9 protein-coding genes and 1 pseudogene are annotated in these 14,645 nt (G+C 60.2%); 9 read left to right on the forward strand and 1 reads right to left on the reverse strand.

The genetic code is table 11. The features are described 5' to 3' along the window. From BSF40_RS00005 to argR, 7 genes and pseudogenes are all read left to right on the forward strand, one after another. Positions 1-782 (forward strand): annotated as a pseudogene (locus BSF40_RS00005) (AMP-binding protein); the annotation flags it as partial. Positions 783-1,482: 700 nt separating this feature from the next. Further along, on the forward strand, positions 1,483-2,259 hold the full coding sequence (locus BSF40_RS00010) for an ABC transporter substrate-binding protein (RefSeq protein WP_008049550.1): 777 nt from the start codon (positions 1,483-1,485) through the stop codon (positions 2,257-2,259). A gap of 91 nt (positions 2,260-2,350) precedes the next feature. Continuing rightward, a complete protein-coding gene (locus BSF40_RS00015; protein WP_015096506.1) occupies positions 2,351-3,040 on the forward strand; it encodes an ABC transporter permease in 690 nt (229 codons plus the stop codon). Beyond that, positions 3,037-3,735 (forward strand): ABC transporter permease, encoded by a 699-nt coding sequence (locus BSF40_RS00020; protein ID WP_007971009.1) that lies wholly within the window; start codon positions 3,037-3,039, stop codon positions 3,733-3,735. Before BSF40_RS00015 ends, BSF40_RS00020 begins: the two co-directional genes overlap by 4 nt. Position 3,736: 1 nt before the next feature. Next, a complete protein-coding gene (locus tag BSF40_RS00025) occupies positions 3,737-4,849 on the forward strand; it encodes a M14 family metallopeptidase (RefSeq protein ID WP_095963649.1) in 1,113 nt (370 codons plus the stop codon). 27 nt (positions 4,850-4,876) lie between these two features. Beyond that, a complete protein-coding gene (locus tag BSF40_RS00030) occupies positions 4,877-5,641 on the forward strand; it encodes an ABC transporter ATP-binding protein (RefSeq protein WP_007971015.1) in 765 nt (254 codons plus the stop codon). A 246-nt stretch (positions 5,642-5,887) separates the two neighbouring features. After that, the gene (gene argR / locus BSF40_RS00035; RefSeq protein WP_007971017.1) at positions 5,888-6,880 is read left to right on the forward strand and encodes a transcriptional regulator ArgR; all 993 of its coding nucleotides are present in this window, start codon (positions 5,888-5,890) and stop codon (positions 6,878-6,880) included. A 7-nt stretch (positions 6,881-6,887) separates the two neighbouring features. On the opposite strand, the gene BSF40_RS00040 is transcribed toward argR, so the two are convergent. After that, a complete protein-coding gene (locus BSF40_RS00040) occupies positions 6,888-11,825 on the reverse strand; it encodes a dermonecrotic toxin domain-containing protein (protein WP_095963650.1) in 4,938 nt (1,645 codons plus the stop codon). Positions 11,826-12,135: 310 nt separating this feature from the next. Between BSF40_RS00040 and BSF40_RS00045 the strand changes: the two genes are divergently transcribed. Both BSF40_RS00045 and aruF read left to right on the forward strand, forming a co-directional pair. Further along, positions 12,136-13,356, forward strand: a complete 1,221-nt coding sequence (locus BSF40_RS00045; RefSeq protein WP_095963651.1) for an aspartate aminotransferase family protein — start codon at positions 12,136-12,138, stop codon at positions 13,354-13,356. Between the two features lie 214 nt (positions 13,357-13,570). Further along, a complete protein-coding gene (aruF, locus tag BSF40_RS00050) occupies positions 13,571-14,590 on the forward strand; it encodes an arginine/ornithine succinyltransferase subunit alpha (protein ID WP_007971023.1) in 1,020 nt (339 codons plus the stop codon). Positions 14,591-14,645: the final 55 nt, after the last annotated feature.

A 14,645-nucleotide genomic window follows, 5' to 3' on the forward strand; every position in this document is an offset into this window, starting at 1 on the left:
CGGAAGCCTGGGACTGGTACTACAAGAACGTCGGCAAGTCCCGTTGCCCGATCGTCGACACCTGGTGGCAGACCGAAACCGGCGGCAACATGATGAGCCCGCTGCCGGGCGCCCATGCCCTCAAGCCAGGCTCGGCGGCGCGTCCGTTCTTTGGCGTGGTGCCGGCCCTGGTGGACAACCTGGGCAACATCATCGAAGGCGAGGCCGAGGGCAACCTGGTGATTCTCGATTCGTGGCCAGGTCAGGCGCGTACGCTGTATGGCGACCACGACCGCTTCGTCGACACCTACTTCAAGACCTTCCGCGGCATGTACTTCACCGGTGACGGCGCCCGTCGCGATGCCGATGGCTACTACTGGATCACCGGCCGGGTGGACGACGTGCTCAACGTCTCCGGCCACCGCATGGGCACCGCCGAGATCGAAAGCGCGATGGTCGCGCACCCGAAAGTCGCCGAGGCGGCGGTGGTCGGTGTGCCGCACGACATCAAGGGACAAGGCATTTATGTCTACGTCACCCTGAAAAACGGCGAGGAGCCGAACGAGCAACTGCGTCTGGAACTGAAAAACTGGGTGCGCAAGGAGATCGGGCCGATTGCCTCGCCGGATGTGATCCAGTGGGCACCGGGGCTGCCGAAAACCCGTTCGGGCAAGATCATGCGGCGGATTCTGCGCAAGATTGCTACCGCTGAATATGATGGGTTGGGGGATATTTCCACCCTGGCGGATCCGAGTGTGGTGCAGCATTTGATTGATACGCACAAGACGATGAATGTTGCGTAAGCGGCGATCTTGAGTCATTGAGCCCCGTCAGGTGTTGAGCCTGGTGGGGCTTTTTTGTGCCTGAAGTATTTGTGTCGAATTTGCTGGCCTCTTCGCGAGCAAGCCCGCTCCCACATTAAATCTGTGCGGACACAAATTCTGTGTCCGCTCGAGATCAAATGTGGGAGCGGGCTTGCTCGCGAAGGCGGTTTGTCAGGCAATACAGCAACATCAGCCAATAATTATCGGGTTTCTCTGTCGGCGTTTTCCTGCTGTTACCCGAGATCTTTCAGGTTACTGAATGTGTAACCGCATCGCGCCAATGCGGGGCATTGGGAAACGCCCAGCCCCATAGCAGGGGCTAAAAACCACGGATAAAAAATAAGACCCCACGCTGCGCTTGCCGGATTAGAAGGGTTTGCCAATAATAGGCCCGCAATTTGCAATATAGATCGGTTCAATGTCTTTTGCTCTTGCATGATTTTGCAGGGCTGTCAACGTGCTAAAACGACTTTCTCGGTGCTTCTGTAATTAGTTGTCGCATTGAAGAAATATCGGCCTCGGGCCTGTCGTTAGAATGCCGATCACTCGCTCGTCGTTGCCCGTGTTGAAATTTCGCACACGCAATGTAGGACGCAGCACTGCTTTCCGGTTCCACTCATTCGCATATTGGGCTGTCGCTCACTCTGCCGTTTTTGCCCTTTACCGATGGAGTCCCAAGATGAAGAAACTCGTGCTGCTTGGCGCCCTGGCACTGTCCGTGCTGTCGCTGCCATCCTTCGCCGATGAAAAGCCTCTGAAAATTGGTATCGAAGCGGCTTACCCTCCGTTCGCTTCCAAAGCACCGGACGGCAGCATCGTTGGTTTCGACTACGACATCGGCAACGCCTTGTGCGAAGAGATGAAGGTCAAGTGCGTGTGGGTCGAGCAAGAGTTCGACGGCCTGATCCCGGCACTGAAAGTGCGCAAGATCGACGCGATCCTGTCGTCCATGTCGATCACTGAAGATCGCAAGAAGTCCGTGGACTTCACCAACAAGTACTACAACACCCCGGCTCGCCTGGTCATGAAGGCCGGTACCCAGGTCAGCGAAGGCCTGACCGAGCTCAAGGGCAAGAACATCGGCGTACAGCGTGGTTCGATCCACGAGCGTTTCGCCCGCGAAGTCCTGGCCCCGCTGGGTGCCGAGATCAAGCCATACGGCTCGCAGAACGAAATTTACCTCGATGTGGCCGCCGGCCGCCTCGACGGCACCGTGGCAGACGCTACGCTTCTGGATGACGGTTTCCTGAAAACCGACGCCGGTAAAGGTTTCGCCTTCGTCGGCCCAGCGTTCACCGACGTCAAATACTTCGGCGACGGTGTAGGCATCGCGGTGCGCAAGGGCGACAAGGCTGAGCTGGACAAGCTCAACGCCGCCATCGCCGCCATTCGCGAGAACGGCAAGTACAAGCAAATCCAGGACAAGTACTTCGCCTTCGATATCTACGGCAAGTAATACGCCCCGGCGACAAGTCCGAAATGGCGCAAGCAGCAGGATCGCTGAGGTTTGCGCCATTTTTTCATCCCAACTTTCGAGGACCTGAATCATGTTGAAAGGCTACGGGGCTGTCATCCTCGATGGCGCTTGGCTGACGCTTCAGCTCGCCTTGTCGTCCATGGCCATGGCCATCGTTCTGGGCCTGATCGGCGTGGCACTGCGTCTGTCGCCGGTGCGCTGGCTGGCCTGGCTGGGCGACCTGTATTCCACGGTGATCCGCGGTATTCCCGACCTGGTGCTGATCCTGCTGATTTTCTACGGCGGCCAGGACCTGCTCAACCGCGTCGCACCGCTGCTCGGCTTTGACGAGTACATCGACCTGAATCCGTTGGCTGCCGGTATCGGCACCCTGGGCTTCATCTTCGGCGCGTACCTGTCGGAAACCTTCCGGGGTGCGTTCATGGCGATCCCCAAGGGTCAGGCCGAAGCCGGCATGGCGTACGGCATGAGCAGTTTCCAGGTGTTCTTCCGGGTGTTGGTGCCACAGATGATTCGCCTGGCGATTCCGGGCTTCACCAACAACTGGCTGGTATTGACCAAGGCGACCGCGCTGATTTCGGTGGTGGGCCTGCAGGACATGATGTTCAAGGCCAAGCAGGCGGCCGATGCCACCCGCGAGCCTTTCACCTTCTTCCTCGCAGTGGCGGCGATGTACCTGGTGATCACCAGTGTGTCGTTGCTGGCATTGCGTCACCTTGAGAAGCGCTACTCGGTAGGCGTAAGGGCGGCTGATCTATGATCTTCGACTACAACGTCATTTGGGAGGCCTTGCCGCTGTATTTCGGCGGCCTGGTGACCACCCTAAAACTGCTCGCGCTGTCGCTGTTCTTCGGCTTGTTGTGCGCATTGCCGCTGGGCCTGATGCGCGTCTCGAAGAACTCGGTGGTCAACATGTCCGCCTGGCTCTATACCTACGTGATCCGCGGCACGCCGATGCTGGTGCAGCTGTTTCTGATCTACTACGGGTTGGCGCAGTTCGAAGCGGTGCGTGAGAGCTTCCTCTGGCCGTGGCTGTCCAGCGCAACCTTCTGTGCCTGCCTGGCATTCGCGATCAATACCAGCGCCTACACCGCCGAGATCATCGCCGGCAGCCTGCGCGCCACGCCGAACGGCGAGATCGAAGCGGCCAAGGCCATGGGCATGTCGCGGTTCAAGATGTACAAGCGCATCCTGCTGCCGTCGGCCCTGCGCCGGGCACTGCCGCAGTACAGCAACGAAGTGATCATGATGCTGCAGACCACCAGTCTGGCGTCCATCGTGACCCTGATCGACATCACCGGTGCCGCGCGCACGGTCAACGCCCAGTTCTACCTGCCGTTCGAGGCGTACATCACCGCCGGCGTGTTCTACCTGTGCCTGACCTTCATCCTGGTGAAGCTGTTCAAGATGGCCGAGCGCCGCTGGCTGGGCTACCTGGCCCCGCGGAAGCACTGATATGGAACGCATCGATCACGCTTTGCCGTGGAGCCACCTGGGCAGCGAGCGCCGGATTTCGGTGTTCCGCTTCGGTAATGGCGAGCGCAAGGCCTATATCCAGGCCAGCCTGCATGCCGATGAGCTGCCGGGCATGCGCACGGCGTTCGAGCTGAAAAAGCGTCTGGCCGAACTCGAAGCCCAGGGCTTGCTCAACGGTGTGGTCGAGCTGGTGCCGGTGGCTAATCCACTGGGTCTGGGTCAACTGCTTCAGGGCAATCATCAAGGGCGTTTCGAGGCGGGCAGCGGCAAGAACTTCAACCGCGATTTCGTCGAGTTGAGCGCACCTGTGGCGGCTGCCTTGGCAGAAAGCCTGGGTGACGATCCACACGCCAACATTCGCCTGATCCGTCAGGCGATGGTCGATCATCTGGCCGCTTTGCCAGAGGCGAGCAGCCAGTTGCAAGGCATGCAGCGCGTTCTGCTCAGCCACGCCTGCACCGCCGATGTGGTGCTGGACCTGCATTGCGACGCCGAAGCGGCGCTGCACATGTACGCCTTGCCGCAGCACTGGCCGCAGTGGCGTTCGCTGGCTGCGCACCTGAATGTGCGGGTCGGTTTGCTGGCGGAAGATTCCGGCGGCAGTTCGTTCGACGAAGCCTGTTCGTTGCCGTGGTTGCGCCTGTCGCGTCTGTTCCCGCAGGCGCAAATTCCGCTGGCCTGCCTGGCGACTACCATTGAATTGGGTGGTCAGGCCGATACCGGTCGCGCCGAGGCTTGCGCCCATGCCGAAGGCATTCTGGCGTTCCTCGCCGAGCAAGGCCTGATCGGCGGTGAATGGCCCAAACCTGCGCAAGACCCTTGCGAAGGCCTGCCATTCGAAGGCACTGAATTGTTGTTCGCGCCGCACCCCGGTGTGGTGACGTTCCTGCGTAAGCCCGGTGAATGGGTTGAAGCAGGCGACGAGATTTTTGAAGTGATCGATCCGTTGGCGGATCGGGTCAGCACGGTGTGTGCTGGTACGTCCGGGGTGCTGTTTGCCATTGAACGGCTGCGTTATGCCCAACCCGGTTTCTGGCTGGCCAAGGTGGCGGGGCGCGAAGCGCTGCGTCACGGGCGCTTGCTCAACGACTGACTGACTGTTTTTGTGAGAACCGACCGCATGTACAAACTTGAAGTCCAAGACCTGCATAAACGCTATGGCAGTCACGAAGTGCTCAAGGGCGTGTCCCTGAAAGCGGCAGCCGGCGATGTGATCAGCATCATCGGCTCCAGTGGCTCCGGCAAAAGTACCTTCCTGCGCTGCATCAACCTGCTGGAGCAGCCGCACGCGGGCAAGATCCTGCTCAACAACGAAGAGTTGAAGCTGGTGGCGAACAAGGACGGCGCGTTGAAAGCCGCCGACCCGAAACAGCTGCAACGCATGCGTTCGCGCCTGTCGATGGTGTTCCAGCATTTCAACCTGTGGTCGCACATGACCGCGCTGGAAAACATCATGGAAGCGCCGGTGCACGTGCTCGGCGTGTCCAAGGCTGAAGCTCGGGAAAAGGCCGAACACTACCTGAACAAGGTCGGCGTGGCCCATCGCAAAGACGCTTACCCGGGCCACATGTCCGGCGGCGAGCAGCAGCGCGTGGCGATTGCCCGTGCACTGGCGATGGAACCTGAGGTGATGCTGTTCGACGAGCCGACCTCGGCCCTCGACCCGGAGCTGGTGGGCGACGTGTTGAAAGTCATGCAGGCCCTGGCCCAGGAAGGCCGGACCATGGTGGTGGTGACCCACGAAATGGGCTTCGCCCGTGAAGTGTCGAACCAGCTGGTGTTCCTGCACAAAGGTGTGGTCGAAGAAAGCGGCAACCCGCGCGAAGTGCTGGTGAACCCGCAATCGGAGCGTCTGCAGCAATTCCTCTCGGGCAGCCTGAAGTAAGCCGAACTCCCGTTGTGCCCCGGGATAGTGCATGCTTCGCAACCTGGAGGCCGGCCCCGATCCCTTGTGGGAGCGGGCTTGCTCGTGAAAACGGTGGGTCAGTTTGCTTCTCTGCCACAGACACACCGCCTTCGCGAGCAAGCCCGCTCCCACATTTGATCCGGGGCGGTTTTGAGATTTGCGCTTATTTACGGGCTAGCATTGGCCCATGCCTTCATCACTGTTCTTCGTTTCGGATTGCCCGCCATGACTGCCCATCGAATTGGTTTCCTGATTTGGCCCAGCACTAAAGCACTGACGCTTGCGCTGGCTGAGGAGGCCTTGCGTGTTGCCCAGCGTGTGCATCCGGACGTGGTTTACGAGCTGTCGTTCCTGCAGGCCGAAGCCATTACAGACGCCGCGGCCGACAGCGCCTGGCAATTGCCGGGTGAGGCATGGACCGGCAAGCTGGAAAACTTCCAGAAACTGTTCCTGCTCGCTGACGAGCCACCGACCGCACTGGCGCCGGCGCTCAGCAGTGCGCTCAAGCAACTGGTGCGCTCCGGTTGCGTGATCGGAGGTCTGTCGGCCGGTGTGTACCCGTTGGCGCAACTCGGTTTGCTCGATGGTTATCGCGCGGCGGTGCATTGGCGCTGGCAGGATGATTTCGCCGAACGTTTCCCCAAGGTCATCGCCACCAGTCACCTGTTTGACTGGGATCGCGATCGCCTGACCGCGTGCGGCGGCATGTCGGTGCTCGACTTGCTGCTGGCGGTGTTGGCCCGCGACCATGGTGCGGAGCTAGCGGGTGCCGTATCCGAAGAGCTGGTGGTCGAGCGCATCCGCGAGGGCGGCGAGCGCCAGCGTATCCCGTTACAGAACCGCCTCGGCTCCAGCCATCCGAAGCTCACGCAAGCCGTTTTGCTGATGGAGGCCAACATCGAAGAGCCGCTGACCACCGACGAAATCGCCCAGCATGTGTGCGTGTCCCGTCGGCAGCTGGAGCGGATCTTCAAGCAATACCTCAACCGTGTGCCGAGCCAGTACTACCTGGAATTGCGCCTGAACAAGGCCCGGCAGATGTTGATGCAAACCAGCAAGTCGATCATCCAGATCGGCCTGTCCTGTGGCTTCTCCTCGGGGCCGCATTTCTCCAGCGCCTATCGCAACTTCTTCGGCGCCACGCCGCGGGAAGATCGCAACCAGCGGCGCAGCAGCAGCCCGTTCGAATTGTCATCGGTGCCGCCGGAACGCGGGTAGCCGTTACTCAGTCTTCAATGTCGGTGTCGGGCGCCCCGTCCTCCGGCACCGGCATGTCGGCTATCTCGTCGATACCCAGATCATTCTCGGTTGCGCGAAAGTACGCAGCGATGCGTTGCAAGCTTTGCGCATTGAACGGGTTGCCGCTGAAGTCAAAGCTTTCGCCGACACCTGGGTCGACCTCCATGAGTTCGGGCGGCATCTCGGTAATGGCGTTAAAGCTCAGGTCAACGTCGGTCCAGGTCGTGATGCTCAGCACTCCCTTGGGGATTTCAGTGATACCCGTATGGCTCAAGTCCAGTGAAGATATTTCTGTCATGTGGCTAAGGTCAGGGCCTGGACCGAGTGGATTGTCCCGCAGGCTCAAGTAGTCAAGGTGCTCCATGCCCGCCAGGGCCTCTACGGTTTCCGGAGTCAGCGTAATGCCACACTCCGCCAAGCTCAGCACCGATAACCTGCCCATTCTGAAGATGGCTTCGGGAAGGTTGCCCAGTTGGTATCCCCGTATGGTCAGGGTGTCCAGGTTGGTAAAACTGTCCAGGAACCGGCCAAGTCCAGGTGCAATGCCATGGGTGGTCGTCAGGTACATTTCGGGCACATGACTGAAGTCGGCTGACAGCGTCGGCAGGTCACCCATGATTGGCAGGTGTGAGACGAATCCGTACTCACCCACGGCAATGTGTTCGATGGGGATCTGGCGCCAGCAGCGTTCCAGGTTTTGTTTGAATTCGTCTCTTTTTACGTGCTCGGCAAAAATCTCCTCGGCCGTCAGCGGGACGCCAGTAACGGAATGGGTGTCGGGCACATTGGCTGTCCACCGGCTCAGCTCGGTACCGAGCCGGGTGAGTTCGAGCTCGCGACGGGTCAGGTCAGCTCGACCCTCTGCGAGGGTGCCGGGTAAGCGATAGACGAAGTCGCTGGCCTCTTCGTTGTCCAGACTTGGGTAGAGGGCTTTGACGCGATCGATATCGACCTGTTCGGCATGGGCTCCAAAGTCCTTTTCGGTTCGCTGATAGTGACGCTTGATGTGTTCCCGGGTGGTCGGGGACAGAGGGTTGTTGCCAAAATCAAATCCCTCGCTGAGGTCGCCGGGCAGATCGAAGAGGGCGGTGGGCAATTCGGTGATCTGGTTGTCATTCAAAATGGCGGTTCGAATGCTCGGGTGATTCACCAGGCCCTCGGGAATGCGGGTAATTCCGGTACTGGAAAGATCGACGTAGTTCAGCTTCGGCATGTTTTCCAGGGAAGGGCACACACCGAGCGGGTTTTTGTACAGGTCGAGCGCAGTCAATTGGTTCAGGGCAGACAGGGTGGCGCGACTCTGCTCTGTGAGGGTCACGGCGCAGTCGCTGAGGATGAGTGTGTCGAGTTGGGGCCATTGGGCAATGGCGTCCGGCAACTGCCCCAGTTCGAAGTTGCGTAGCGCCAGGCGGTTGAGGCTGGAAAACCCCTTCAAAAAATCATTCACACCACGGGTAGCACGATGACCTTCAAGCGTCACGCTGCGCACCTGAGGGAAATCGACGTTCAACTTTGGCAGCTCGCCAACAACCGGCTGGGAAAATTCAAAGGAAACCGGTACGCCATGGGCGCTGTCGTAGGTGGCCTGACGCCGCCAGCAGTCGAGCAATCTGGCTATCATTTGTCGGCGTGCATACCGTTGGCTGGCGAGCTGCTCGATGCTCAAGCGGATTTGCGTGCCCGGAACATACAACGGGATCTCGTCGCACCAGGTGCTCAATTGCTCAATCAATTGCGCGTGTTGATAAAACAGGCGCTGGAGTTCTGCGCGCGGTCCGCCGGGATTGCTTTGCAATCGTGCGGCAAAGGCTTGCAGTTCCTCTGGGCTCAGATGGGGAAACAGCCGATAGATGTGGCTTTGTAATGAAGGGGTGTTGGCCGGCATCCAGCGATAACCATCGCCCCCGCCCAGCAAGCGCATCACCGCCGGATCGTAGGCAGGCTTGAGATTCGGCTGTTGCGCCAGCAGCGCACGCAGTGCTTCACGAGTGACGGCGTGGGTGCGAATCAGCCGCTTGAGCCTTTCGCCCTCGCCGATGTTGATGTTCAGGGCGATTCGCTCGCTGTCGGGCAGCGCCTGTAACAGGCTGGAATAAAGGGTGTCAGTGCTACTGAGCTGTTCGCCGGCGTCGTCGTAGGCCTGATACGCCCCTTCATCGGTCAACACCAGCACCTTGCGCAAGGGCGCGTCCGGCTCGCCAATACTGTCGATCAGCGGCCCATTGTGGGTGTATTGGCGGATTTCCAGGCGCAGTTGTCCCGACCAGCCAGGCAAGCGTTCCAGGGTGTGCAACGCCAGGCGATCGGTGTCGAGATGGTTGCGCGTCGAGTACAGGTAGAGCCCTTCATAAGCGCGAGTGACGCGCACCTGCAGGCCGGCCTCCTGTGCCAGTTCCGTGAGGCGTTTGGACAATGTTCCACGCTCCAGTTGCTCGCGTTCGGCGGCACTGGCGCTGTCGAGCAGTGCTTCGGCGAGGCTGGTTGGCAAACCGGGTTCGCTGTCGATAATACGCTGGACCAAGGGGCGCGCACCTTGTTCGATTTTGCGGTAGCGCTGGCTGAAGAGGGTTTCCCGTTTGTCGGCGGCAAGCGTTGTCAGGTAGCGGCGCACTGAGCGCGCGTCGGTGTTGCCGAGGTGTTGCAACAGGGTGTTGATCAGGTCGCCATCGTCCAGTTGCGCTAGGTTGATCTGCACCACGACCTGGTTGCCCATGCCGCGCTCCCAGAGGGTTTCTCCTGTTGCATCGACCAGTCGCAGCCCCTTGTCCGCTGGCCAGTTACCGTAGTCGCAGAGCAGTTCCAGTTGCATCAGCGGATCAGCCTTCAGGTAATCGTCCGCACGATTGCTGCCGATTTGATCAATGAAGATCTGCAGGTCCTGATCAATCTTGAAGCGTTTGAGGGTGTCGGCCAGCAGCGGCGGTACCTGTTCGGCGTCGACATGCATCTTGCGCAAGGCGTTTTCGTGACAGCCGCTGATGCTGAGGATGCGCTCGCGCTCGCGCTCGGAAAAACGCTGCATGTCCGGACCGATACGCCGCAGCAGGGTGGCCTGGTCCCAGGTCAGTGGCTGCTCGAGTTCGGTGTGCCAGGCGCCTTTTCCGTTGTGCCTCAGGGTGGGCTGGTAAGCTTCGGGACGCGTGGGGTGCTGGATACGATGGCGCCCCGTCAACGGATCCTCGGTCACGGAGTAACGGCGGTTGTCCAGTGTCAGCAGGGTTTTGCCTTGATGGGCGTGCAGTCCCATCGAGTCGGGTTGCGCGTCGTTGGGGATCGCGACGGTATGTTCGTAAGGCGTCAGGTCGGGCTGCCAATAGCGGGTTTCGCCATTGGGGCGTTTCACGGCGTTGAAGCGGTCGATGAATTGCACGACTTCCCGGGGCAGGACCGCGCGAAATTCGCTGACGGCGATCATGCCACCTGCCGCGAAAGTGCCCAGTTGCACTGCAGATTCAACCATCCCCATGAAATGCTCGAAGGCTTCGTTGGTCAGGCCTTCTGCCCATTCGACAACACCTTCGAAGGTGTCATCCAGCAGCTGATAGGCCGTGTAAGCCAGCATCAGCTCGCCAAGGAACGGGACGAACGGCAACGCAATGAAGGCTGCGATGTTCAGCAGCGCCGAGGCGATTTCCGTGAAGGAGTCCCATAACGCCCATCGGGCCTTGCGGTCGACCGTGGCCGTCGACACTGCGATCACGCGCGCGTCATTGAGAATCTTGTCGAGTTTGCGTTGATAGAGATGAACCCACAGGTCGCCTCTGATCGGCGTTGCTGCCATTTGCAGGTCGGGGCGCTGGTTGGGGGTTTCTCTCCAGGTCGGCCGTGGATCGCCGGGTGGGACCGGTTGCCAGGTGATGGGATCGAGGCGGTTGTTCAGCTCGGCGAAGAAGTAACCGCGGTCTTCATGATTGATAAATCGACTGAAAAACTGTTGATAGTCGGGCGCCCGCAGGCGCTGGCTCAGTTCCTCGGCGAATGCCGCCGATGAGGGGTATTGCTTGATGGGATGTTCAGGGTCGTCAGGAATGTAGGCCACTACCCGGACCGCTTCGCGGGCGCGCTCCAGTCCCGGGGCGAACAGCACGATGCCGGTCAGGCGGGCATTCATGATCGTCAGGTCATGGCATCGCCAGGATTGGCCGTGTGCATCGGAGAGCAGGCGAAGGAGCGGCTGATGAACGTCGCTGGTCAGCAGGTTTTGCATCTGCGCCATCTGCAGGGCGACGGTCAGTGCGGTTTTTTGGCTTTCGCGAATTTTCGGTTGCAGGATCGCCGCGGCCACCGGGTTGCTGATGCCAAGGTTGTCGGCCAGGTAACTTTTATAGCGCTCGCCAATGTCGAGCTCGCGGCATAGCTGGGTGAACGCCGTGATGGGCATCGTCGCCAGAATCTGTGGCAGGGCGCTGAAGTGCCCGGTGGAAGAGGGCGCAGTGATGTAAGTCGAGGCGGGCTCAAAGGCGTCGGCTTCGGTTTCGGCGCTTTCGAAGTTGTGCAGCGCGGCGTCCAGCAACGACACGGTCCAGGTGCGCGCTGCTCCGGACTTCAGGCGCAACCAGGGGATGTGCGCGGGAATGTAAAGGCGCAGAAAGATTTTACTGACGTCCGCTTCCAGGCCGAATCGTGTCTTGAGTGCGCCCTTGAGCATGGGTTCGGCGAAGGCTGCAGGGTCCAGCAGATTCGCCAGGGCCTGATCGACCCGGTTCTGGCTCGTCGTCTGCCGGGTAATGAGTCGACCGAGTTCGGCGTGCTGATCTTTAGATGCATTCCTGATAGGGGTGGGCAACACCGGCTTGATGTTGCGCAGCGCTTCACGCCGTTTTGGCGTGGTTTGGCGAAGCCAGGGTGGAATGACGTTCATCAGGTGCTGGTAATGCGCGTCGGGCCTGAAAGTCTCAGGGATGTCGGGATTTTCGGTACTCATGGGGATAGGTCCACCCTTGCGGTTGATAGACCGTCAGGAAAACCCGTAATCGAAGTCGACGCGCGGTACATATCTACCGCATTCATGGAATCGGCATGGGTTACGACACAGCGACCTGCCGCAAACGTCCGCCGCCAGTTAAACTGCGCCTTTGCGACCCTATATGTCGCATTGCCGTAAACCCGGGAAAATCCGGGGTTTGCGCTATAAGAAGTTGTCGCTTGGCGGCAAGGCCGGGCTGAAAACTGTCCTTACAATCCCCCCATCGCTCGCCAGTTTCAGGCGAGTGTTTTCTCTTCAGGAGACTCCGATGTCCGTTGAGCACGCTGCGGTACAACGCGCCGATTTCGATCAGGTAATGGTTCCCAACTATGCGCCTGCCGCATTCATTCCTGTGCGTGGCGCCGGTTCCCGCGTCTGGGACCAGTCCGGTCGCGAGCTGATCGACTTCGCCGGCGGGATTGCCGTTAACGTATTGGGTCATGCTCATCCGGCGCTGGTCGGTGCCTTGACCGAGCAGGCGAACAAGCTGTGGCACGTGTCCAACGTGTTCACCAATGAGCCGGCCCTGCGCCTGGCCCATAAGCTGGTCGACGCCACCTTTGCCGACCGCGCCTTCTTCTGCAACTCCGGCGCCGAAGCCAACGAGGCCGCCTTCAAGCTGGCCCGTCGTGTCGGTTTCGACCGTTTCGGCAGCGAGAAGTACGAGATCATCGCCGCGCTCAACAGCTTCCACGGCCGTACCCTGTTCACCGTGAACGTCGGTGGCCAGTCGAAGTACTCCGATGGCTTCGGTCCGAAGATCACCGGCATCACCCACGTGCCGTACAACGATCTGGCCGCGCTGAAAGCCGCCATTTCCGACAAGACTTGCGCGGTGGTGCTGGAGCCGATCCAGGGCGAAAGCGGTGTCATCCCGGCCGAACTCGAATACCTGCAAGGTGCCCGCGAACTGTGCACCGCGCACAACGCATTGCTGATCTTCGACGAAGTGCAAACCGGCATGGGCCGCACCGGCCACCTGTTCGCCTACCAGCATTACGGCGTGACTCCGGACATCCTGACCAGCGCCAAGAGCCTGGGCGGTGGTTTCCCGATCGCCGCCATGCTGACCACTGAAGACCTGGCCAAGCACCTGGTCGTCGGCACCCACGGCACCACCTACGGCGGTAACCCGCTGGCGTGTGCGGTCGCGGAAGCTGTTATCGACGTGATCAACACCCCTGAGGTGCTGGCCGGCGTCAACGCCAAGCACGACAAGTTCAAGGCACGCCTTGAGCAGATCGGCGAAAAATACGGCCTGTTCACCAAGGTCCGTGGCATGGGCCTGTTGATCGGCTGCGTGTTGAGCGATGCGTGGAAAGGCAAGGCCAAGGACATCTTCAACGCCGCTGAAAAAGAAGGCCTGATGGTCCTGCAAGCCGGCCCGGACGTGGTGCGTTTCGCGCCAAGCCTGGTGGTGGAAGACGCCGATATCGATGCCGGCCTGGACCGCTTCGAACGCGCCGCGGCAAAACTGACGCAAGCCTGATAGACCCTTCGACGCCTGACCGTTCAGGCGTCGAACCCAATTTTGATGCCGGGCACGATCAAATGTGGGAGCGGGCTTGCTCGCGAAAGCGGTGTATCAGTCAACATTTTTACTGTCTGACCCACCGCTTTCGCGAGCAAGCCCGCTCCCACACTGATCTCTGTGTAGGCCCGGGATTTTTCTTCTGTAAGTTCTGAGATTAAGGAGTGACACCATGCTGGTGATGCGCCCCGCGCAAATGGCTGATCTGGGCGAGGTACAGCGTCTGGCTGCGGACAGTCCGATTGGTGTCACTTCCTTGCCGGATGACGTTGAGCGCCTGAGCGACAAGATCGCGGCAAGCGAAGCCTCGTTCGCCGCCGAAGTGAGCTTCAACGGTGAGGAAAGCTATTTCTTCGTCCTCGAAGACAGTGCCACCGGCAAGCTGGTCGGTTGCTCGGCCATTGTCGCGTCGGCCGGTTACTCCGAGCCGTTCTACAGCTTTCGCAACGAAACCTTCGTGCACGCTTCACGCGAGCTGAAGATTCACAACAAGATCCACGTGCTCTCCCAGTGCCACGACCTGACCGGCAACAGCTTGCTGACCAGTTTCTACGTGCAGCGCGATCTGGTGGGTTCGCCGTGGTCGGAACTCAACTCCCGTGGCCGCTTGCTGTTCGTGGCCAGCCATCCGGAGCGTTTTGCCGATTCCGTGGTGACCGAGATCGTCGGTTACAGCGATGAAAACGGCGACTCGCCATTCTGGGATGCCATCGGGCGCAACTTTTTCGACCTCAACTACGCTGAAGCCGAGCGTCTGTGCGGCCTCAAGAGCCGTACGTTCCTCGCCGAACTGATGCCGCATTACCCGATCTACGTGCCCCTGCTGCCGGACTCCGCGCAAGAAGCGATGGGCCAGGTGCACCCGCGGGCGCAGATCACCTTCGACATCCTGATGCGCGAAGGTTTCGAGACCGATCACTACATCGACATTTTCGACGGCGGCCCGACCCTGCATGCCCGCGTCTCGGGGATCCGTTCGATCGCCCAGAGCCGCGTGGTGCCGGTGAAGATCGGCGAGCCGGTCAAAGGTGTCGGTCGTCAGTACCTGGTGGCCAACGCCCAGTTGCAGGACTACCGCGCAGTCATGCTCGAGCTTGACTACGCGCCGGGTAAACCGGTGACCCTGGACCTGGAAGCGGCCGAAGCCCTGGGCGTTGGTGAAGGTGCCAGCGTGCGCCTGGTGGCGGTTTAACACCTGCTGCTATGCCTATAAAGAGTGAATGCTTAGTAAAGCAGCGAGTTTCACG

The organism is Pseudomonas sp. ACN5 (assembly GCF_002303975.1).
GTDB lineage: Bacteria > Pseudomonadota > Gammaproteobacteria > Pseudomonadales > Pseudomonadaceae > Aquipseudomonas > Aquipseudomonas laurylsulfatiphila.